This is a genomic window from Arhodomonas sp. KWT2 (genome assembly GCF_041949875.1).
GTDB classification, from domain to species: Bacteria; Pseudomonadota; Gammaproteobacteria; order Nitrococcales; family Nitrococcaceae; genus Arhodomonas; species Arhodomonas aquaeolei.
Window position 1 is genome coordinate 233,122 of sequence record NZ_JBHFPQ010000049.1, and the last position, 19,864, is coordinate 252,985.

The 19,864-nt window shown below is 70.3% G+C and carries 19 protein-coding genes; 9 read left to right on the forward strand and 10 right to left on the reverse strand.

Annotated features, from left to right (window positions below):
* Positions 1-37: 37 nt before the first annotated feature.
* The 3 genes from ACEZHJ_RS13450 to dusB all read right to left on the reverse strand — a co-directional run bounded on the left by ACEZHJ_RS13450 (position 38) and on the right by dusB (position 3,369).
* Positions 38-1,018: a threonine/serine dehydratase gene (locus ACEZHJ_RS13450; protein WP_018718930.1), complete on the reverse strand. Its 981-nt coding sequence runs from the start codon at positions 1,016-1,018 to the stop codon at positions 38-40.
* The gene (locus ACEZHJ_RS13455) at positions 1,002-2,252 is read right to left on the reverse strand and encodes a Xaa-Pro peptidase family protein (protein WP_018718929.1); all 1,251 of its coding nucleotides are present in this window, start codon (positions 2,250-2,252) and stop codon (positions 1,002-1,004) included. The genes ACEZHJ_RS13450 and ACEZHJ_RS13455 overlap by 17 nt, the downstream gene beginning before the upstream one ends.
* Before the next feature lie 136 nt (positions 2,253-2,388).
* On the reverse strand, positions 2,389-3,369 hold the full coding sequence (dusB, locus tag ACEZHJ_RS13460; protein ID WP_375036617.1) for a tRNA dihydrouridine synthase DusB: 981 nt from the start codon (positions 3,367-3,369) through the stop codon (positions 2,389-2,391).
* A 331-nt stretch (positions 3,370-3,700) separates the two neighbouring features.
* Here dusB and ACEZHJ_RS13465 point away from each other — a divergent pair, with 331 nt between their 5' ends.
* From ACEZHJ_RS13465 to ACEZHJ_RS13480, 4 genes are read left to right on the forward strand one after another with little or no spacing between them, the layout of a single operon-like run.
* Complete coding sequence (locus tag ACEZHJ_RS13465) at positions 3,701-4,696, forward strand: D-2-hydroxyacid dehydrogenase (protein WP_259201546.1); 996 nt, start codon at positions 3,701-3,703, stop codon at positions 4,694-4,696.
* A complete protein-coding gene (locus tag ACEZHJ_RS13470) occupies positions 4,693-5,523 on the forward strand; it encodes a zinc-dependent peptidase (RefSeq protein WP_018718926.1) in 831 nt (276 codons plus the stop codon). The genes ACEZHJ_RS13465 and ACEZHJ_RS13470 overlap by 4 nt, the downstream gene beginning before the upstream one ends.
* A 2-nt stretch (positions 5,524-5,525) precedes the next feature.
* Positions 5,526-6,266 carry an SDR family NAD(P)-dependent oxidoreductase gene (locus tag ACEZHJ_RS13475; protein ID WP_040409564.1) on the forward strand — a complete coding sequence of 247 codons (741 nt, stop codon included), beginning with the start codon at positions 5,526-5,528 and terminating at the stop codon, positions 6,264-6,266.
* Positions 6,241-7,164: an alpha/beta fold hydrolase gene (locus ACEZHJ_RS13480; RefSeq protein WP_245558780.1), complete on the forward strand. Its 924-nt coding sequence runs from the start codon at positions 6,241-6,243 to the stop codon at positions 7,162-7,164. Before ACEZHJ_RS13475 ends, ACEZHJ_RS13480 begins: the two co-directional genes overlap by 26 nt.
* 17 nt (positions 7,165-7,181) lie before the next feature.
* On the opposite strand, the gene ACEZHJ_RS13485 is transcribed toward ACEZHJ_RS13480, so the two are convergent.
* Positions 7,182-8,261, reverse strand: coding sequence for a hypothetical protein (locus ACEZHJ_RS13485; protein ID WP_018718923.1), 1,080 nt, complete (start codon positions 8,259-8,261; stop codon positions 7,182-7,184).
* Positions 8,262-8,680: 419 nt separating this feature from the next.
* On the opposite strand from ACEZHJ_RS13485, the gene ACEZHJ_RS13490 reads away from it, so the two are divergent.
* From ACEZHJ_RS13490 to ACEZHJ_RS13510, 5 genes are all read left to right on the forward strand, one after another.
* Positions 8,681-9,865, forward strand: a complete 1,185-nt coding sequence (locus ACEZHJ_RS13490; RefSeq protein WP_051088243.1) for a thiamine pyrophosphate-dependent dehydrogenase E1 component subunit alpha — start codon at positions 8,681-8,683, stop codon at positions 9,863-9,865.
* Positions 9,865-10,842, forward strand: a complete 978-nt coding sequence (locus tag ACEZHJ_RS13495) for an alpha-ketoacid dehydrogenase subunit beta (protein WP_026321185.1) — start codon at positions 9,865-9,867, stop codon at positions 10,840-10,842. The genes ACEZHJ_RS13490 and ACEZHJ_RS13495 overlap by 1 nt, the downstream gene beginning before the upstream one ends.
* 9 nt (positions 10,843-10,851) lie before the next feature.
* Entirely contained in the window at positions 10,852-12,165 is a 1,314-nt protein-coding gene (locus tag ACEZHJ_RS13500; RefSeq protein WP_018718920.1) for a 2-oxo acid dehydrogenase subunit E2, read from the forward strand.
* A gap of 13 nt (positions 12,166-12,178) precedes the next feature.
* Positions 12,179-14,059 (forward strand): protein kinase, encoded by a 1,881-nt coding sequence (locus tag ACEZHJ_RS13505; protein WP_018718919.1) that lies wholly within the window; start codon positions 12,179-12,181, stop codon positions 14,057-14,059.
* A 164-nt stretch (positions 14,060-14,223) separates the two neighbouring features.
* A complete protein-coding gene (locus ACEZHJ_RS13510) occupies positions 14,224-14,661 on the forward strand; it encodes a GtrA family protein (RefSeq protein ID WP_018718918.1) in 438 nt (145 codons plus the stop codon).
* 5 nt (positions 14,662-14,666) lie between these two features.
* Here ACEZHJ_RS13510 and ACEZHJ_RS13515 read toward each other — a convergent pair whose 3' ends face one another.
* The 6 genes from ACEZHJ_RS13515 to ACEZHJ_RS13540 form a co-directional block, all read right to left on the reverse strand.
* Positions 14,667-15,131 (reverse strand): Rrf2 family transcriptional regulator, encoded by a 465-nt coding sequence (locus tag ACEZHJ_RS13515; RefSeq protein WP_018718917.1) that lies wholly within the window; start codon positions 15,129-15,131, stop codon positions 14,667-14,669.
* A 126-nt stretch (positions 15,132-15,257) separates the two neighbouring features.
* Complete coding sequence (locus ACEZHJ_RS13520; RefSeq protein ID WP_018718916.1) at positions 15,258-15,509, reverse strand: cytochrome C oxidase subunit IV family protein; 252 nt, start codon at positions 15,507-15,509, stop codon at positions 15,258-15,260.
* Positions 15,506-16,096, reverse strand: coding sequence for a cytochrome c oxidase subunit 3 (locus ACEZHJ_RS13525; RefSeq protein ID WP_018718915.1), 591 nt, complete (start codon positions 16,094-16,096; stop codon positions 15,506-15,508). The genes ACEZHJ_RS13520 and ACEZHJ_RS13525 overlap by 4 nt, the downstream gene beginning before the upstream one ends.
* Complete coding sequence (locus ACEZHJ_RS13530) at positions 16,093-17,928, reverse strand: nitric oxide reductase activation protein NorD (RefSeq protein WP_018718914.1); 1,836 nt, start codon at positions 17,926-17,928, stop codon at positions 16,093-16,095. The genes ACEZHJ_RS13525 and ACEZHJ_RS13530 overlap by 4 nt, the downstream gene beginning before the upstream one ends.
* 14 nt (positions 17,929-17,942) lie before the next feature.
* The gene (locus ACEZHJ_RS13535) at positions 17,943-19,352 is read right to left on the reverse strand and encodes a cbb3-type cytochrome c oxidase subunit I (protein ID WP_084594219.1); all 1,410 of its coding nucleotides are present in this window, start codon (positions 19,350-19,352) and stop codon (positions 17,943-17,945) included.
* Positions 19,353-19,380: 28 nt separating this feature from the next.
* Positions 19,381-19,827, reverse strand: a complete 447-nt coding sequence (locus ACEZHJ_RS13540; protein WP_018718912.1) for a cytochrome c — start codon at positions 19,825-19,827, stop codon at positions 19,381-19,383.
* Positions 19,828-19,864: the final 37 nt, after the last annotated feature.

Below are 19,864 nucleotides of genomic sequence, written 5' to 3' on the forward strand. Positions count from 1 at the left end.
GTCCCGGAGGGCGCCCGCGGGCGCCCTCCGGCAGGGCTCAGGCCAGCAGCTCGCGGGCCTGGGCCGTGTCCATGTTCCCGCCCGTGATCACCAGCGCGGTGGCACCCTCCGCCGCGGCGGGCACCGCCCCGTCGAGCACCGCTGCCAGTCCCACGGCCGCCCCCGTCTCCACGTACAGCCGTCCCTGGGTCATCAGCGCCCGCGTGGCCCGGGCGATGGCGTCGTCGCTGACGGTGACGATGTCGTTCACCCAGCGGCGGCTGGCCGCGTAGGTGTACTTGCCCACCACCACCGGTGCGAGGCTGGGGGCGATCGTGCTGACGCCGTCCAGTGCGGCCTCGGCGCTGTCCCTGTCCCAGGCGTTGCGCATGGTCGCCGCGCCCTCGGGCTCGACACCGATGAGCTCGATGTCCGGGCGCTGGCTGCGGATGGCTATGCCGAGCCCGGAGACGAGCCCGCCGCCGCCGATGGGGCAGAGCACCCGCCCCAGCCGCGGGATCTGCTCCAGCATTTCCAGGCCCACGGTGCCCTGGCCGGCCATGATCCGCGGGTTGTCATAGGGGTGCACCAGGGTCAGGCCGCGCTCCTCGCGCAGCCGGTGGCACTCGGCCACCGCGGCCTTGATGTCCCCGTGGATGATGACCTCCGCGCCAAAGGCGCGGGTGGTCTCGATCTTCATCGTGCTGGAGCCCTCGGGCATCACCACCGTGACCGGTACCCCCTGGCGCTCCGCCGCCCAGGCCAGGGCCATGGCGTGGTTGCCAGCGGACACGGTGATCAGCCCGTTGCCCGTCTCCTCCGCGGTCGCGGTCGCCGTCCAGTTGTAGGCCCCGCGCACCTTGAACGAGCCGGTGCGCTGGAGGCTCTCGGCCTTGACCCAGAGCTCCGTGCCGAGCGATGCCGAGAGGTCCTGGGCCGGGAACGCCGGGGTCGGCGGGATGGCGGGGCGGATGCGCGCCGCCGCGGCGCGCACCGCCTCGAGGTCCGGGAGCTCCGGGGCGTCAGCGGACACAGGCATCGCGGTTCACCGTGGTCAGGAATTCGCAGCCGGTACCAGTGACGGTGATCGTGTCGGAGAGGAACGCGTCCCCCTGGCCGGAGCCGAGCAGCCAGCTCATCAGGTGGAAGACCATCCCCTCGCGCAGCTTCATGTCGGAGTTCCTGCGCAGGCCCACGGGCACGCCGCTGCCCGACCAGCTTGGCGGGTAGCCGATGCCCACCGAGTAGCCACAGTGGTGGCGGTGGTAGTGGGACAGGCCGTTGCGGTCGAGCACGCCCTGCCAGGCCTCGTAGACGTCGCCGGCGGGGACCCCGGGGGCAATGGTGCCCGCGGCGGCCATCATCGCCTCCTGGCAGATCTCGTTGATGCGCTGCGCCTCGGCGGGCTGTTCGCCGATGAACGCCAGCCGCCCCATGGGGGCGTGGTAGCGGCGCACGCAGCCGGACATCTCCAGGAACAGCAGATCGCCATGGACGAGGTTGCGGTCCTCCCAGGTGCCGTGCTCGTGGTCGAGGTTGGCGGTGGTGCGCACCAGTGGCACGAAGCCGGGATAGGTGCCGCCGCGGCGGAACATGGCGTCGTAGATCGCCGCCATCACCTCGCGGGCGTTCATGCCCGTGCCGGCGGTGGCGATGGCCGAGAGCATCATGGAGTCGGAGATCGCCGCGGCCTCGCGGGTCAGGGCGAGCTCGTCGGCGGACTGCACCAGGCGCACGTCGTCGATCAGGCTGCCGATGTCCTCCCAGTTCGCCTCCGGCGTGCCCTCGATGATCCCGTCGAGCACGGCGTAGGGCAGGAAGGTGCTGGTCTGGTCGACGGCGATCTGGCCGCTGGCGAGGCCGGCATCGTTCAGCGCACGCACGGTCTCGCGCACCGCCGCGGAGCTCATCAGCGGCGGCCGCCGGCGCGGCTCACGGGTGATCTCGCCCGCCGCACCGGTGAGCGAGAGCGGGTCGTCCGCTGCCGGCGCGGAGCCGTCGGTATAGCCGATGTGGATCAGGTCCGGGACCTGATCGCGTACCACGGCCTGTTCCATCGCCCGGGTCACCAGCATGGGCTGGCCCTTGGCGGGGAAGATCAGGAGCTGGCAGGCGAAGTAGCCCATGTGGTCGAGACCGGAGAGGTAATTGATGTTCTCCGGACTGGCAATGAGCAGGGCGTCGTGTCCCTGCTCGGACATGCGTTCGCGGACCAGGCGTCGCCGACGCTCGTACTCGGCGTCGGAGAAGTAACGACCGCTCGCCTGCTGCATGGGAGGTCTCCTCTGCTGATGTGCTGCATGATCGGCGATGGTGTCCGGTTCGCCCGCCGCGGCGATCCCGACGATTCTTCAAGCGGTCTATGATGGCGCGCTTCAGGACCCTTCGGGAAGGGGGGGAGCAGCGATTTCAGGCGGCGTCGGCGCGCGCCAGCCCGTCGAAGAACCGTTCGACCTCGCCGATCTGCTCCTGCGGGTCGTCCAGGCGCACGAGCCCGCGGCGCGCCGCCTCGCCGCCGGGGCGCCCGGAGAGGTACCAGCCGATGTGCTTGCGCGCGATGCGTACGCCCTGGTGCGGGCCGTAGAACGCGTGCAGTGCATGCAGATGCCCGAGCATGACGGCCCGGACCTCGTCGACCGGCGGCGGTGGCAGATGCTCGCCGGTGCGCAGATAGTGCTCGATCTCGCGGAAGATCCAGGGCCGCCCCTGTGCGGCTCGGGCGATCATCACCCCGGAGGCGCCGGTGTAATCGAGCACCGCACGGGCGCGCTCCGCGGTGGTGATGTCGCCGTTGGCCAGGACCGGAATGTCCACGGCGGCACAGATCGCGCGCAGGGTCTCGTACTCGGCCTCGCCCCGGTAGGCCTCCCGGCGGGTGCGTCCGTGTACCGCCAGTGCCGCGATGCCGGCTGCCTGGGCCATCTCGGCGACGCGCACGCCGTTGCGCCGCTCGGGACTGACGCCGGTGCGGATCTTGAGCGTCACGGGTACGTCCACCGCCGCGGTCACCGCCCGGAGTATCTCCTGGACCAGCGCCTCGTCGGCGAGCAGCGCCGAGCCCGCCATGCGGTTGCAGACCTTCTTTGCCGGGCAGCCCATGTTGATATCGATGATCTCGGCGCCGTCGGCGACGTTGTCGGCCGCCGCGCGTGCGAGCATGGCCGGGTCGGCGCCCGCGATCTGGACCGCGCGCGGTCCAGGCTCGCCGTCGTGGACGCGCCTGAGGCGCGACTTGCGCGTGCCGCGCAGCGCCGGATCCGAGGCCACCATCTCCGAAATGGTGAGGCCCGCGCCCATCTGTCGGCACAGCCGCCGGAACGGCAGGTCCGTAACGCCGGCCATGGGCGCCAGGGCGAGATTGTTCGCGAGCATGTGCGGGCCGATCTGCATGGGGCTGGACAGCGCTGGTGCGGGATACCGATGATACTGAGCGGGTAGCCCGGTCGCCACCCCGAAGGCAGGTGTCCGGGGCGGTGCCACCGCTGGGGCCGGCGTCGCCGGACGGTTTCCGGGTTCTCCACAGAAGCTGTGGATAACCCTGTGGAGGAAACGCGGATAAGGGATCTAAATCCCCGTCGTCACTGAGACGCTTTTGGATTGATCAAAAACCGGGCACGCTTGTATTAATTTGTTTAAAAACATGTTTTTAAATTGTTTTTCTATATTCCACATAAGAAATTTTTCCCAGATGACACACCCGTGAAGCCTCCGGAGGGGACCTGTGCATAAAAATGCCGATGTCAACCCCGGCGAGGGCGCCGTCTTCCTCGACGCCGATTCGCTGGACCGCGGTGACCTGGACATTTCCGCCCTGGAGCGTGAGCTGCCAGGCATGGCGTGGTACGGCACCACGCCACCGGAGCACGTGGCCGAACGCGTCGGCGATGCCGGCTGCGTGGTGGTCAACAAGGTGGTGCTGGACGCTGCCTTTTTCGAGGCGCATCCCGCGGTGGCGCTGGTGTGCATCGTCGCCACCGGCACCAACAACGTGGATCTCGAGGCGGCCGCCCGCCACGGCGTGACCGTGGTCAACTGCCAGGGTTACGGTACGCGCTCGCTGGCCCAGCACGTGCTCGGGCTGGTGCTGATGCTCGCGCGCAGTATCCCCGCCTATGTCGACGACGTGCGCGGCGGGGTGTGGAGCCGATCGCCGTTCTTCTGCCTGCTCGACCACCCGATCCGCGAGCTGGACGGCATGCGCCTCGGGCTCGTGGGCTACGGCGCCATTGCCGAGGAGGTCGGGCGTGTCTGCGCCGCCCTCGGCATGGAGGTCGTGGTGGCGGAGCGGGCCGGCCAGGCGCCGCGGTCGGGACGCGTGGGGTTCGACACGGTCGTTGAGACCAGCGACGTGATCAGCCTGCACTGTCCGCTCACGGAGCAGACTCGCGGACTGGTGGACGAGGGCGTTTTGCGGCGCATGCGCCGGGGGGCCATCCTGATCAATACCGCACGCGGTGGCGTGGTCGACGAGGCGGCGCTGCTGCACGCGGTGCGCGAGGGCTGGATCGCCGGCGCGGCGGTCGACGTGCTCGACGGCGAACCGCCGGCGCCGGACCATCCCCTGATTGCCGCCGGGTTGCCGAATCTCATCGTCACCCCGCACTGCGCCTGGGGCAGCCTTGAAGCACGCCAGCGCGTCGTCGAGCAGACCGCGGAGAACGTGGCCGCCTGGCGGGCGGGCCGGCCCGTGCGCGTCGTGGCGCAGCCCCAGCCGTGATCGCGCGGGTCCTGCGGGGCTGGTGGCGCGGTCGCCAGCTGCGCCGCTACGCCGTCGACGACGCGCTCTGGCGGCGGGCGACACACAGTGATTCGGTGCTCGCCGGGCTGGATGCCGGTGAGCGCGTGCGCCTGCGCGAGCTGGCGACACTGTTCCTCGCACGCAAACGCTTCTATGCCGCCGGTGGCGGTGAATTCGTGCCGGAGCAGGCCGTACGCATTGCCGCCCTCGCAGCGGTCCCGGTGCTCGGCCTGGATATCGACTGGTACCGTGGCTGGCAGTCCGTGATCGTCTATCCGTCGGGCTTCCTGGCACGTCACCGCGAGATGGACGAGGCGGGCGTGGTGCATGACGAGGCCCGGGCACTGGCCGGTGAGGCCTGGGACAACGGTCCGGTGATACTGTCCTGGTCCGACGTGGAGGCCGGGGGCCGCCGGGATGGCTGGAACGTGGTCCTCCACGAGCTCGCGCACAAGCTGGACATGCTTAACGGCGAGGCCAACGGCATGCCGCCGCTGCACCGTGGCATGGACCGCCGCGCCTGGACCCGCGCCTTCACCGAGGCCTTCGAGGCGATCAATGCCGCGGTGGAGGCGGGCCGCGACCCGGGCATCGACGATTACGCGGCGACCGACCCGGCGGAGTGCTTCGCGGTATTCAGTGAGACGTTCCTGGAGATGCCGGAGGTGGTGGCGGCCCATTTCCCGGCGGTCCACGAACAGCTCGCGGCCTTCTACCGGCGTACGCCCGCGGAGGCGCACGCCGGACACGGGCCGGCCGGCCATCATGGCGGCCGGAGCGGATCGAGACACGGGGAGTCGAGGTGAACATGGAAACGGTATCGGTGATTACCGGTGGTGGCAGCGGGATCGGCCGGGCACTGGCCCGGCGCCTCGCCGGCGCGGGCGGGCGTGTGCTGGTCGTCGGACGCCGGCGGCTGGCCTTGGAGGAAACCGCGGAAGGCCACGACGGCATCGAGGTCGTCGCGGCGGATATCGCCGAGGCCGCCGGGCGTGACTCGGTCGCCACCGCGGTGGGCGAGCGCGCCGTGCGCTATCTCGTGCACAACGCCGGCCGCCTCGAGCCCGTGGGGCCGCTGGCGGGGGTGAGCGTGGGCGCGTGGCGGGCGAGCCAGGCGGTGAACGTCGAGGCACCGCTGTTCCTGACACAGGCCCTGCTGTCCCGCCTGCCGGGCGGTCGCGTGCTGCACGTCTCCTCCGGGGCGGCGCACCGGGCGATCCCGGGGTGGGGGGCCTACTGCACCAGCAAGGCCGCGCTGTACATGCTCTACACGGTGCTCCGTGAGGAGCTCCGGGACCGGGACATCGCCGTGGGCAGCCTGCGGCCCGGGGTGGTGGATACCGACATGCAGGCACTCATCCGCGAGCAGGACGAGGCGGATTTCCCTGCCGTGGCGCGTTTCCGCGCCCTCAAGGAGGCCGGTGAGCTGGAGCCGCCGGAGCGGGTGGCCGCCTTTGTCGAGGCAGTGCTGACCGGTACCGAGACGGCGGCCTTCGGTGCCGAGGAATGGGATATCCGCGAGCATGCAGCACGTTTCGGCATCGATTGACCCGGACTGGTGGCCCGCCGCGAGCCGCCGGCACGAGCTCGGCGGCGTCGGTTATACCGTCCACGAGTGGTCCGGCGCGCCGTCAGCGCCCACGATGCTGCTGCTCCACGGCTGGATGGATACCGGTGCCGGCTTCGGTCCGCTGGCGGCGGCCCTCGGTGACGGCTGGCGGCGGCTGGCACCGGACTGGCGGGGATTCGGCGACAGCGACCGGGCCTCCGAGGGGCGCTACTGGTTCCCCGACTACCTCGCTGATCTGGACGCCCTGATCGACCGGGCGGTGCCCGCGGGCGAAGCGGTGGTTCTGGTCGGCCACAGCATGGGTGGCAACGTCGCCGGGCTCTACGCCGGCGTGCGCCCGGAGCGGGTGCGCGCGGTGGTCTCGCTGGAGGGCTTCGGGCTCCCGGCCACTGCCGCGGAGACCGCGCCTGGGCGCTACCGGGAGTGGCTGGACAGCCTCGCACAGACACCGCGCCTGCGGTCCTTCCCCGACTACGGGGCGCTGGCGGACCACCTGGCCGGGCGCAACCCCCGCATGCCCGGGGCGGTGGCGGCGTATCTCGCGCGCTGCTGGGGCCGGGAGGTGGACGGGGCGGTGCGCCTGCGTGGCGACCCGGCCCATCGCCGGCCGAACCCGGTGCTCTACCGGCTCGAGGAGGCGATGGCGTGCTGGCGGGCGATCGAGGCCCCCGTGCTCTGGCTCTGGGGCGGCGAGTCGTCCGTCGTCCGCCGTCTGCGCGGGGGCGATGACTGGTCGGCGCGACTCGCCTGCTTCGCCGACCTGCGTACCGCGGAAATCCCTGCCGCCGGGCACGCCCTGCACCAGGAACGCGCACCGGCGTGTGCCGATGCGATACACGGATTCCTCGCGGAGACGGGGGCGACGCCCCGGGGCTGAGCCCCGGGGGACACGGCTCAGGGGGCCGGCGTCACCAGGATCATGCCGTCACGCAGGGTGTCCGGGTTCTCCAGGACGTGCCGGTTGGCCTCGTAGAGCGTGGGCCAGCGGTTGGCCTCGCCGTACAACCTCGCGGCGACCTGGCCCAGGGTGTCGCCGCCGCGCACGTCGTAGAGCCCTTCGTGCTCCAGCCGGGCGACCAGTGACTGGGCAACGCGCAGCGCCTGGCGTGCTTCGGTGAGGGCCTGGTCATCGGCCTCGTCCCGGCGATGGGCGGCATGTACGTCGCGGAAATGCGCCGCGGCCTCGGATGCCTGCGCACGGGCCTCGTCCAGCGACGCCGTGCCGCCGTTGGCGGGGGCGAGCTGCGCGCGCAGCCCGGCGATGGTCTGCTCCCGCGACTTCACGGTGGCGCGGGCCTGGTCGAGGCTATCCTTCAGGGTGCCGGCGCGTTCGCGGAGTTGGGCGATGGTGCTTTTCTGGTTGTCGATGGTCCCGCGGGCGTCGTCCAGTGTCGCGGCGGTCTCCTCGCCCTGCTGACGTGCCTTCTGCAGCGCCTCGGTCAGCCGACCCTGTTCCTTGCGGGTCGCGGTGAGCTGTTCGCGCAGGTCGGCGGTCTCCGCCTCCAGCGAATCGATCCGCTCTTTTGCCTTGCCGAGCTCGCCGCGCAGGCGGTCCCGGGTATCGGTGCGCTCGGCGAGCTGCTGTTCGAAGGCGTCCCGCTTGCCCTGCGTTGCGGTGAGCTGTTTGCGCAGCTCGGCGGTCTCCGCCTCCAGCGAACCGACCTGTTCCTTCGCTTTATCGAGCTCGTTACGCAGGCGGTCCCGGGCATCGGTGCGCTCGGTGAGCTGCTGTTCGAGCGACTCGACGCGTTCACGGGCGTCGTCGAGCTGTGATTCGAGGTTGTCCGCACGGTCGCGGGCGTCTGAGAGATCGTTCTCCAGGCCGGTGATACGTGTCTGTGCGCTGGCCAGGGCGTCCGCGGGGGCGCCGCTGTCGCCCGACTGCTCCTGGGCGAGGGCGGCCGGGCACGCGAGTGCGGCGGCGATAACCAGGGCGGCGGGAAGGGTGTGCCGGCGAATGGGTGGACGTCGCATGGATTGTCTCCTCCCGGTTGCGGTGTGGCGGGGGCTGAAGGTCCGGGCACGGTCGTCGTTATGTTCCTGGATGCCCGCGACCCCGGTATCGCCGCCGGGAACCCCCGTACGCCGCGTCGCGGCCGCTGCCGGGGTCCTGGCAGGGGCGATCCCGGGGGACCGGTTCGGTCGCCCCGGAGGTAAGCCTAGAAGAGCCCCATGTGCGCCGCCATCACCGCCGTGTTACGGGTAGACCGGTGGGCCACGGGGGGACTGTGTCCGCGGCCCCTTCGCGGGCGCGTTATCGCTATCCGGTGCGGATCAGGACCGGTGATGGCGTCGGCGGGGTGTGCTGCTGCTAGACTGCATTGAGACCGATAAGCGGCGCGGGCATCGGCCCGCGGACAGAACACAATCACGGAGGAGGGGAGAAGTCCGCCATGTATGCGCCGTCTTCAGTGGATGCCCCGCGCATCCATACCCCGGATTTCATTACCGAGTCCGCGCTGACCATCCCGATCTACGGGATGCTCGGCGAGGATGGCAGGCCCTACGAAGGCGCCGACCCCTCGGGTGTGGCGAAGGAGATCGTGCTCGCGATGCACGACGCCGCGGTGTTTACGCGGCTGCTCGACGAACGCATGGTCGCAGCACAGCGTCAGGGCCGGCTGTCGTTCTACCTCACCGCCACCGGCGAGGAGGCCGCCACGGTGGGCAGTGCGGCCGGGCTCGAACCGGACGACATGATTCTGCCCCAGTACCGCGAGCAGGGCGCGCTGCGCTACCGCGGCTTCACCGCGGCGCAGTTCATGGACCAGCTCTTTGCCACCGAGGACGACCTCGGCAAGGGCCGGCAGATGCCGGTCCACTACGGCAGCCGCGCGCTGTCGTACATGACCGTCTCCTCGCCGCTGGCGACCCAGATCCCCCAGGCCGCGGGCTACGCCTACGGCCAGAAGCTCGCCGGCGAGGGGCGCTGCAGCATCTGCTACTTCGGTGAGGGCGCGGCCTCGGAGGGGGATTTCCACGCCGCGCTGAACATGGCGGCGGTGATCCGCTGCCCGGTGATCTTCTTCTGCCGCAACAACGGCTATGCGATCTCCACCCCGGTGAGCGAGCAGTACGCCGGCGACGGCGTCGCCGCCCGCGGCGTCGGCTATGGGGTGCGCTCCATCCGCGTCGACGGAAACGACTTCCTCGCCGTCTACCTCGCGACGCAGGAGGCGCGGCGCCAGGCGGTGAGCGAGGGCGTGCCCGTGCTCATCGAGGCGATGACCTACCGCCTCGGTGCCCACTCCACCTCCGACGACCCCTCCGGCTACCGCAGCCGCAAGGAGGAGGAGGCCTGGCAGCGCTTCGATCCGATCGCACGCATCCGCGCGTTCATGGAGGCGCAGGGCTGGTGGGACGCGGAGCGCGACGAGGCCCTGCGCCAGGGGTACCGCGACGAGATCCTTGCCGCGATGAAGACCGCCGAGGCCAAGCCGGCGCCGTCGCTTGCACGCCTGATCGAGGATGTCTACGCCGCACCGCCCTGGAACCTCACCGAGCAGTACGAGGCGTTGCGTGAGCAGGTGCGGGCGAACCCGGACGCCTATCCGAAGACGGCGGGGCGGATCGAGTGATGGCAAGGATGAATCTTCTGCAGGCCCTCAACAGTGCCCTGGACACCGCCATGGCGGCGGACGAGCGGGTGATCTGCTTTGGCGAGGACGTCGGCCAGTTCGGCGGCGTCTTCCGCGCGACCAGTCACCTGCGCGACCGCTATGGCAACGAGCGCTGCTTCAACACGCCGCTGGTGGAGCAGGGCATCATCGGCTTCGCCAACGGCCTCGCCGCCGCCGGCTTCCGGGCGGTGGCGGAGATCCAGTTTGCCGACTACATCTTCCCGGCCTTCGACCAGATCGTGAACGAGACGGCCAAGTTCCGGTACCGCTCGGGCAACGAGTTCAACGTCGGCGGGCTCACCATCCGCAGCCCCTACGGTGGCGGCATCTCCGGCGGGCACTACCATTCCCAGTCCCCGGAGGCCTACTTCTGCCACACGCCGGGCCTCAAGGTGGTGGTGCCGAGCACCCCGGAGAACGCCAAGGGGCTGCTGCTGGCGAGCATCCGTGATCCGGACCCGGTGCTGTTCTTCGAGCCCAAGCGCCTCTACCGCGCGGCGGTGGGCGATGTCCCGGAGGAGGACTACACCGCCGAGCTCGGGCGCGCGGAGGTGCTGCGCGAGGGCGGCGACGTCACGGTGCTCGCCTGGGGGGCGCAGGTGGAGGTGGTGACCCGTGCCGCGGAGATGGCCGCGGAGAAGGGCATCGACTGTGAGGTCATCGACCTGCGCACGCTGCTGCCCTGGGACGTGGAGACCGTGACGCGCTCCGTGCTCAAGACCGGGCGGCTGGTGATCAACCACGAGGCGCCGCGCACCGCCGGCTTCGGCGCCGAGCTCTCCGCCACGGTCCAGGAGCGCTGCTTCCTCTACCTGGAATCACCGATCTGCCGGGTCACGGGCCTGGACACGCCGTTCCCGCTGGCCCACGAGCGGGAGTACATGCCGGACCACCTCAAGACGCTCGCCGCGATCGAGCAGACCGTGAACTTCTAGGGCACCACCATGATCAAGGACTTCATCCTGCCGGATATCGGCGAAGGCATTGTCGAGTGCGAGCTCTCCGAATGGCTGGTCGAGGAGGGCGATAACGTCGAGGAGGACCAGCCCGTCTGCGACGTGATGACGGACAAGGCCCTTGTGCAGATCCCGGCCATGGAGACCGGCCGGGTGGTGAAGCGCTACTACGCCAAGGGCGAGATCGCGCGGGTGCACGAGCCGCTGTTCGCCATCGAGGTCGCCGGCGAGGACGGTGACGCCGCCGAGCCTGGCGGCGGTAATGCCGCTACGGCGCCGGCGACGGACAGTGACCGGTCGCCGGCACCGCCCGCGGAACCGGCCTCCGGTGGCGAGGCGGTATCCCCGGCGGCGGCCGGGGACGGCAACGGGCGGTCCGCCGGGCCCGCCGGACGGGTGCCGGCGAGCCCGGCAGTGCGGCGCCTGGCCCGGGAGCTCGGGGTGGACGTCCATGCCGTGCCTGGTTCGGGCAAGAAGGGGCGGGTCTACAAGGAGGACGTGCGTGCCTTTGCCGAGGCCGGAACGGCGCCGGCGAAGGGAGCGGAGGCGGCGGCTCCGGCTTCGGCATCGTCGGGCGCCGCCACGGGCGGCGGCGACGAGGTGATCCGCCGCGAGCCCCTCAAGGGCGTGCGTGCGGCGATGGCCCGGCAGATGAGTGCGTCGGCGCGGACCATCCCGCACTACACCTACGCCGACGAGGTGGACGTCACCGCCCTGACCGAGGTGTATGCGGAGATCCGCGATCACTACCGCGAGGAGGTGCGCATCACCCTGATGCCGTTCTTCGTCAAGGCGCTGTCCCTCACCCTGCGCGCCTTTCCGCAGCTCAACGCGACCTTCGACGACGAGCACGAGGAGATCCATTACCACCGCCGGCACAACATCGGTGTGGCCGTAGATGCCGCCCACGGGCTGGTCGTCCCGAACATCAAGGGGGTGGAGTCGCTGTCGCTGCTCGCCACCGCCAAGGCCCTGAACGAGCTGGTCGAGGCGGCGCGGGCCGGACGTGTGGCCGCCGAGGACATGAAGGGCGGGACCATCACCATCTCCAACATCGGGGCGATCGGCGGCACGGTGGCCACCCCAATCATCAACAAGCCGGAACTCGCCATCGTCGCCCTGGGGGCCACCCAGCGGCTGCCGCGCTTCGACGCGGAGGACTGCGTGGTCGCCCGCCGGATCATGCCGATCTCCTGGTCCGCCGATCATCGCGTGATTGACGGGGCGACCATGGCGCGGTTCAGTAATCACTGGAAACGACTGCTGGAACAGCCGGCGCTGATGCTCGCAGAGGCGGGCTGACGGGGGCGGGGCGATGTCCCGTGCGGCGACGGCGGAGTCGATCCGCCACTTCTACATCCCCGAAGAGCAGTCGGTCTATCTGCTCAGCAAGGACGAGGCCCACCGCCTCAAGGCCTGGGTGCGGCTGTGCGAGGAGCAGCTCCGCGGGCTCGGCTACCGCCAGGTCTGCCTCCTGGGCAAGGGCGCGTACAGCTTTGTGTTCGCCGGCCGGCGCAGCGAGGGCGCGAGCCAGGTGTTCAAGTTCTCGCGTATCACCCTGGCCCAGCACATCCAGGACCGGCTCGAGGAGGAGGCGTACATGCTCTCGCAGGTGCGTCACCCCAACGTCCCGGCCTTCCTCGCCTTCGAGCGCATCCACGGCCAGCGCATCCTGGTCATGGAGCGTGCCCCCGGCGAGGACCTGGATCAGCGCTCCATCCAGGTGGGGCCGCTGCCCGTGGACGAGCTGCTGCACATCGCCCGCCAGCTCGCGGACATGCTAGCCTACCTGCGTCATCATCCCCGCGGGCCCATCGTCCACGGGGACATCAAACCCTCGAATCTGGTCTACGACCCCGACGACGGCCGCGTCTCGCTGATCGACTGGGGCTCGTCGGTGTTCGCCCAGGTGGACCACGAGGATCAGCCCACGCCGTTCTGCTCGCTGGACGCGATGACCGGCGGTGGCGAGACCAATGCCCGCCTTGGCGACGTCTACTTCATCGGCGAGGAGCAGCTGGGCGGCGGCCTGTCCTCCCCGCGCTTCGACGAGCAGGGCGTGGCGAGTACCCTGTACGCACTGGCCTCGGCGCAGTCCTGTAGGTTCGGCAGTGACGTGATTCCCGCCCGCGCGCTGGGGCTGCCGCGGCCCTTCGCCCGGGTGCTCGACGGCCTGCTCAGCCGGGACCCCGACGAGCGTCGCCGTGCCGGCGACTACTTCCTCGGCGAGATGGCGCACCTCGGGCGCATCGTCGCCGTGCCGCGCCCGGCCAGGCCGGCCATGACCCTGTTGCCGATCAAGGTCGCGCCGGCGCAGGACATGGAGAGCGTGGTCTACAGCTCGCGCAAGTCGTTCCTGCGCGAGGAGGTGGCGGAGGCCACCCTGGCCGGCGCGGACGACGCCCAGCTCGAGCGCTACTACAAGAACTTCATGCACGGCATGGGGGACCGGGAGAAGGCGCTCATGGCCGCGGTCAGCCGCCTCTCGCGCTACCCGGTGGTGGGCGGGCTGGGCATCCGCTGGAAGCCCGAGGGCCTGGAGATCGACAGTTACCTGGAACTGCGCGACCCGGACCGGGTGAGTGCCTTCGCCGCGGCGGTGAACGTGGTGGTAACCCTGGCGCGCTCGCTGGAGCGCGAGGGCGTGTTCAAGTGCGTGATGTTCGATGCCCGCCACACCCTGCACCTCGAGCGTGCCGGCGAGGGCGAGCCCTTCGAGGTGCCGCCGGACCTGCGCATTCCCTACGAGGTGGTGCCGCCGGAGAGCGCGGATGCCCGGCTGCATCCGCATTCCTATTTCGAGGACGGGCGTGATCCGGACGAGTACCTGGCCCTGCCGCAGCCGATCATCGATGCCATCGTCGAGCTCAACGACATCCCCCACACGGGCTGCGTGATCTTCGAGAGCAAGCCCACGCACCTGAAGATCCACAGCTACTACACGCTCCTGGCGCCCGAGCGTGAGGCGGAGTTCGCCGCGCTGCTGGAGCGTATCGCCGAGGCGGTGGACCAGATCCGCGGCGTCGGGATCGCCGGGTTCATGAAGCTGCCCTACAAGCGCACCCGTCACTTCCGCCGTCGCCCCGGGCTCGGCGATTGCTTCTACCCGGCGAATCCGCGCCGGGCCGCCGATCCGCGCGACCTGACCTCGCCGCTGTTCCTTCTGGGCGAAAGCGCCGACAGCGACGCGGCCTGAGCGCCGCCACGGTTTTCTCCGGCGGCGTCGCCGGCACTGCTGCCGGCGGGCGTGGCGCACACGTGAAACCCGGCTGTCACGGTGGCGCCCCCGGGGGCACGGTATGGTGTCGGCAGATCAGGCGACGCGGGTATCCCAGCATGAGGCCAAGGCGGGACGGTGGCGTGACGCGGTCGACGGCGGGTGGCGCGACGTTCGCCCGCTTTGCCCTGGTCGGGGGCGTGATGGCCGGCGTGGATGCCGCCGGCCTGTACACCATTCACGCGTTGTGTCCGGTGGGCCTGCGTGCCGCGCGCCTCGGCTCACTGGCCTTGGCGATGACCGTGGGGTATTTCCTCAACCGCCGGTTCACCTTCGCGGGGCACCGGCGCAGGCGGCGGGTGCTGCCACAGCTGCTGAGCTTCTACAGCGCCCACGCGACCGGCGGTGCCCTCAACCTCGCGCTGTTCGCGCTCGTGCTCCATGCGGGCCGGGGCGTGGCGGCCGCAGTGCCCGCCGGTACGGCACTGCTGCCGCTGTGCGCGGTGCTAGTCGGCGGCGCCGGCGGCATGAGCGTGAACTTCGTGCTCTCCAGCCGGCTGGTGTTCCGGCCGCGGCGGTGACCCCGTCAGCCGCTCTTCGCCGCCTGGACCACGGGGATGCCGCGGATGCCGAGCAGCTCGCGCATGTCGTCCCGGGTGGTGAGCAGGTCCGCGAGGGTATGCTTGTCCAGTTCCGCGAAGAAGGCCTTGAGGGCGTCGCCCAGGATGTGGGTCAGCCGACAGCTCGGCGTGATGACGCAACGGTTGTCCGGCGCGAAGCATTCCACCAGGGCGAGATCCTGCTCCGTGTCGCGGATCAGTGCCCCCAGGTTGATGCTCTCCGGGGCGCGCTGGAGGTACATGCCGCCGTTCTTGCCGCGAACGGTTCGGATGTAGTCCGACTGGCTGAGTCCGTAGACCACCTTCATCACGTGGTTACGGGAGATGTCGTAGCGCTCGGCGATCTCGCTGATCGTCGCGAACCGGTCTTCCTTGACACCGAGGTACATGAGCACGCGCAGGCAGTAGTCGGTGTAGAGGGTCAATCGCATGGGCTGGGAGCCTCCGCTGACGCGTTACCCGGAGGTGACGCGGTGTGCATCGTGTTGAGTGTACCGTCCGACGGACAGTCATACCATCGATGAGATACCTCTAAAGAGGTAGTTATTTGTGATTCATCATGTCAGCCGTATGACCACGCCCAGAGCGACCACCCCCGCGAGCCAGGCGCTGACCGAGTGGCGCAGCAGCGGCGAGGCGCCACGCAGCCCCATGAACGAGTCGATCACCGTGCGCCCCTTGATCACGGTCAGCGCCGCCACCGCCGGCGTAAGCCAGGGGGCAGGCACCACCGTGGCTGCCAGTGCCGCGGCGACGGTCAGCGCGAGCAGCATGATCCAGTGCTGCGACAGTGTCTCGGCCCGGCTCATGGCAGCACGTAGAGCAGCGGGAAGAGCGCGAGCCATACCAGATCCACCATGTGCCAGTAGCTCGCCGCGCTCTCCGGGGCCCTGAGCCCCTCGTCGTCGTAATCGCCCCGCCGGCACCGCCGGGCCACTGCCGCCAGCACGATCATGCCCAGCACCACGTGCATAAGGTGGAACACCGTGGTGAAGAAGTAAAAGAAATGAAAGGTGCTCGTGCGCAGATTGTATCCCGCGGCGGCGAGGTCGGCGTATTCACCGAGCTTGACGGCCACGTAGCCGGCGCCGGCCAGCGTCGCGGCCAGGAACCACGGCGCGCAGCGGCGCGGGCCCTCCGCGGCGGCGGCGTCGATGCCGCGGGCGACGAGGTAGCTGCCCGTCAGCAGCATCACGGTGTTGGCCAGGCCGGCGACGGGGTGCAGTCCGGCACGCCCGGCCGCGAACACCTCCGGAGCCAGCGCGCCGGCGACGATCAGGCTGGCGAGCAGGGCGCCGAACACGGCGAGCTCGGCGAGGATGAACCACCACATCGCCAGATCGCCCGGCACGGCATAGGCGCCGGGGCGCGCGGTGTCAGCGGCTGCATCGCTCATGCCGTCGCCTCCGTGAGCAGCAGGTAGAGCCGCGGCAGCAGCTCCGGCAGGGCCTGGGCCCGGTGGAGCAGGGCGTGGTGGCGCTGGCCGAAGAGGTAAGGCAGGTAGTCCGCCGCCTCCTGGTCGATGGTCACGCAGAAGGGTGTGACGCCGGCGCGGCGCGCCTCCAGCAGGGCGTGGCGCGTGTCCTCCAGCCCGTAGCGCCCCTCGTAGACGTCCAGGTCGTTGGGCTTGCCGTCGGTGAGCAGCAGCAGCAGGCGCTGGGAGGCCGGCTGCTCGGCGAGGATCTCGGTGGCCTGGCGCACCGCCGCGCCCATGCGGGTGTAGTAGCCCGGGCGCAGCGCGTGGATGCGGCCGTGGGCGGTCTCACCCCAGGGCTCGGCGAAGTTCTTGAGCAGGCTGAAGCGCACGTGGGAACGCCGGCGCGAGGAGAAGCCGTACATGGCGAAGCGGTCGCCGCCGGCGTCCAGGGCCTCGCCGAGCAGGTGCAGGCTGTCGCGCACCACCTCGATCACCTGGTGGTCGTCGTCCACCCAGGCCTCGGTGGACAGCGACAGGTCCGCGAGCACGAGGCAGGCCAGGTCGCGCTGCTGCTCCCGCGGATCCGCCCACAGGCGTGGCGCCGTGTCGGCCCGGCCGCGGCGGCGGGCGGTGCGGTGCTCGATGCACGCGGGCAGGTCCAGGGCCCGGCCGCTGGCCTGGCGGCGCTGCCAGTAACGCTCGGGGCGCAGGGCCTCGAAGCGGCGCCGCAGCCGCGCGGCCGGGGCAGCAAGGTGGGTGGGAATGGCCATCGGTGCGGCGTCCCGGGGCAGCAGGGGCACGACCCGGCAGTGCCGGGGGCGCAGCTCGCCCCGGCGCCAGTCCCATTCCGGCAGCAGCCGGCCGTCGCCGAGGGGCGTGTCGTCGTCGCCGGCAGCGGGAAGGTCGAGATCCAGACGCAGGCGTGAGGCCGGCGCCGTGCCGGTGCGGCTGAGGCTGAGCCGGTCCAGGTCCTCGGCGACCCGCGGGGCGTCCTCGTCCTCGCTGTCGTCCACGGTCCGGTCCACGGGGACGTACTCCGACCACGAGAACAGGCTCTCGAGCCGGAAGACGATCAGCCCGCTGCGGCCGTCCGTGTCCTCGACGTACTCCGCGGCCTTGCGCCCCCGGCCCCGCGGCGGCGTGCCGGCGGTGGTCTCCGTGGCGTCGTCATCGCGTTCCGCCGGCGTCGGGGCCGTGCCGGTTTCCGGAGCCGGGTAGAGCCAGACCGGGACCGGTTCCGGCTGGCCCCGCGCCGCCGGCAGCGCCGTCCGGCTGCCGGGGTCCTCCAGTGCGGCGCGGATCGCGGCCTCGCGGCGCCCTTCCGCACGGCCGAGCCGGTCCGGATCGCGGCGCGCGGCGAGCGTCGCCGCCACCAGCCGCCGGTACACCGGTGTCAGGCCGGGGAAGGCCGCAAGGGTTCGCCGGACCGCGGCCTGGTTGCCGGTGAACCAGTCCCCGCCGTGGGGATCGGAGCGGCTGGCGAGCGCTATCAGCCAGAGGTAGAGGTCGCGGTTGCGCCCGGCGTCCGGAAAGCAGGCGATGCGCTCGGGCACGCAGACCCGCTCGCCGTCACGCCATGCCAGCGGATGGCGGTGGCCGGTGCCGGCCACGCGCTCCAGCCAGCGTCGGCGGGCCCGGACCGCCCGCGGCGTGGCGGCGGTGACGCGCAGGCCGGCGTCGCCGCCGAGGGCACGGAGCACGAGCCCGAGCCGGGCCTGCTCGTCGGCGAGCGCCACCGCCGCCTCGGGGTGGTCCCGCCGCGCGAGGCGGGTGATCACCCGGTGCCAGCCGAGACCGACGACCTCTTCCATGGCACGGGCCTCCCCTAGGTCGTGGCCGCCGCGGCGTCGTGCGCGGTGTCACCCGCGCGCTCGCCGACGAAGAAGCTCGCCGCGTAGAGCACCAGGCCTACGGCGAAGAGCACGCCCGCGCCGAATCGCAGCCAGTAGAAGAGCTCGAGCTTCTCCTGGGTGGCCATGAACGACAGGGCCTGGCCGCTCTCCGGCCAGCGCTGCAGCCAGATCTGCATCGCGCCGGCGGCGGTGAGGAACACCGTGATGGCGAGCATCGACAGGCTCATCAGCCAGCAGCTCGCGATCTCCAGCGACTGGGCCCGGGCGCTGTTGCCCTCGGGCCGGCCGCGCAGCGCGGGTACGGCGTAGGAGATGATCGCTAGATTGATCATCGCGTAGGCCCCGAAGAAGGCGAGGTGGCCGTGGGCGGCGGTGAGCTGGCTGCCGTGGGTGTAGTAGTTCACCGGTGCCAGGGTGTGGAGGAAGCCCCACACGCCGGCGCCGAGGAAGGCCACCACCGAGGTGCCGAGCGCCCAGGTCGTGGCCGCGCGGTTGGTGTGGTTGCGCCGCCGGCGCCGGACCATGCTGAAGGCGAAGAGCAGCATCATGAAGAAGGGCAGCGGCTCGAACGCCGAGAACACCGAGCCGATCCACAGCCAGTACGACGGCGCGCCGATGAAGAAGTAGTGGTGACCGGTGCCGAGGATGCCGGTGATCAGGGCCATGGCGATGATCACGTACAGCCACTTCTCGATGACCTCGCGGTCCACGCCGGTGGTCTTGATCAGCACGAAGGCGAGAATGCTGCCCATGATCAGCTCCCACACGCCCTCGACCCAGAGGTGCACGACCCACCACCAGAAGTACTTGTCCATGGTCAGCGACGAGGGGTTGTAGAAGGCGAACAGGAACATCACCGCCAGCCCCACGAGGCCCGTCATCAGGACCATGTTGATCACGGTCTTGCGCCCGCGCAGCACGGTCATGCCGACGTTGTAGAGGAAGCCGAGGGCGACCAGCACGATGCCGGCCTTGGTGATGGTGGGCTGCTCCAGGAACTCGCGGCCCATGGTCGGGAAGTACTCATTGCCGGTGAGCTCGGCCAGCCGCGCGTAAGGCACGGCGAGGTAGCCGATGATGGTCAGCGTGCCCGCGATGGCGAACACCCAGAACAGCACTCGTGCCAGCCACGGGCTCTGGAGCTCGCGCTGGGCCTCTTCGGGCACGAGATAGTAGGTCGCGCCCATGAAGCCGAACAGCAGCCACACGATGAGCAGGTTGGTGTGCACCATGCGCGCGACGTTGAAGGGGATCAGCGGGAAGAGGAAGTCCCCGATGATGTACTGCAGGCCCATGATCAGCCCGAAGGCGATCTGGCCGAAGAAAAGGACGATGGCGAAGACGAAGTAGGGCATCGCCACCGACTGGCTCTGGTATTTCATGCTCGTGTCCCCCTGGTTCATTGACCGTTCAGCCCTCGACGTTCGGCGGCCAGTCGTTGTTGCGGATGCGCGAGGTCCAGATCAGGAACTCCGCGAGGGCGTTGATCTCGTGGTCGGAGAGATTGAACTGCGGCATCTGCCGACGGCCCGGGGCCTGGGTGGGCTGGGCGTTGATCCAGGCGTTGAGGTACGCCTTGAACGCGGCCTCGTTGCCGTTGCCACGGCGCTCGAAGACGTTGCCGAGCTCGGGGGCGAAGTAGGCACCTTCGCCGAGCAGGGTATGGCAGCCGATGCAGTCGTTCTGCTCCCACACCTCCTTGCCCTCGGCAACGGTATCGGTCAGCCCCGCGCGATTCTCGCGGTCGGGCAGCGCCGTCACCGTATCGAAGGTGAGTCCCAGGAACAGGAGGATGAAGAACAGGCTCCCCCCGTAGTAGATGTTTCGGGCCATGCCCTTGGTAAAACGTTCCGACATCGAATGTCCCCCTGAAGGTTGAGAAAGCGGTGTTCCG

What these genes read in the sequence shown, in the direction of transcription:
- dusB (WP_375036617.1), bottom strand. Translation starts at nt 3,369, where the DNA reads ATGCAGATCGGCCCGCACATGCTCGCGAACAATCTCGCCCTGGCGCCC.
- ACEZHJ_RS13525 (WP_018718915.1), bottom strand. Translation starts at nt 16,096, where the DNA reads ATGAGCGATGCAGCCGCTGACACCGCGCGCCCCGGCGCCTATGCCGTG.
- ACEZHJ_RS13480 (WP_245558780.1), top strand. Translation starts at nt 6,241, where the DNA reads ATGCAGCACGTTTCGGCATCGATTGACCCGGACTGGTGGCCCGCCGCG.
- ACEZHJ_RS13495 (WP_026321185.1), top strand. Translation starts at nt 9,865, where the DNA reads ATGGCAAGGATGAATCTTCTGCAGGCCCTCAACAGTGCCCTGGACACC.
- ACEZHJ_RS13450 (WP_018718930.1), bottom strand. Translation starts at nt 1,018, where the DNA reads ATGCCTGTGTCCGCTGACGCCCCGGAGCTCCCGGACCTCGAGGCGGTG.
- ACEZHJ_RS13530 (WP_018718914.1), bottom strand. Translation starts at nt 17,928, where the DNA reads ATGGAAGAGGTCGTCGGTCTCGGCTGGCACCGGGTGATCACCCGCCTC.
- ACEZHJ_RS13515 (WP_018718917.1), bottom strand. Translation starts at nt 15,131, where the DNA reads ATGCGATTGACCCTCTACACCGACTACTGCCTGCGCGTGCTCATGTAC.
- ACEZHJ_RS13540 (WP_018718912.1), bottom strand. Translation starts at nt 19,827, where the DNA reads ATGTCGGAACGTTTTACCAAGGGCATGGCCCGAAACATCTACTACGGG.
- ACEZHJ_RS13520 (WP_018718916.1), bottom strand. Translation starts at nt 15,509, where the DNA reads ATGAGCCGGGCCGAGACACTGTCGCAGCACTGGATCATGCTGCTCGCG.
- ACEZHJ_RS13500 (WP_018718920.1), top strand. Translation starts at nt 10,852, where the DNA reads ATGATCAAGGACTTCATCCTGCCGGATATCGGCGAAGGCATTGTCGAG.
- ACEZHJ_RS13505 (WP_018718919.1), top strand. Translation starts at nt 12,179, where the DNA reads ATGTCCCGTGCGGCGACGGCGGAGTCGATCCGCCACTTCTACATCCCC.
- ACEZHJ_RS13535 (WP_084594219.1), bottom strand. Translation starts at nt 19,352, where the DNA reads ATGAAATACCAGAGCCAGTCGGTGGCGATGCCCTACTTCGTCTTCGCC.
- ACEZHJ_RS13475 (WP_040409564.1), top strand. Translation starts at nt 5,526, where the DNA reads ATGGAAACGGTATCGGTGATTACCGGTGGTGGCAGCGGGATCGGCCGG.
- ACEZHJ_RS13455 (WP_018718929.1), bottom strand. Translation starts at nt 2,252, where the DNA reads ATGCAGCAGGCGAGCGGTCGTTACTTCTCCGACGCCGAGTACGAGCGT.
- ACEZHJ_RS13485 (WP_018718923.1), bottom strand. Translation starts at nt 8,261, where the DNA reads ATGCGACGTCCACCCATTCGCCGGCACACCCTTCCCGCCGCCCTGGTT.
- ACEZHJ_RS13490 (WP_051088243.1), top strand. Translation starts at nt 8,681, where the DNA reads ATGTATGCGCCGTCTTCAGTGGATGCCCCGCGCATCCATACCCCGGAT.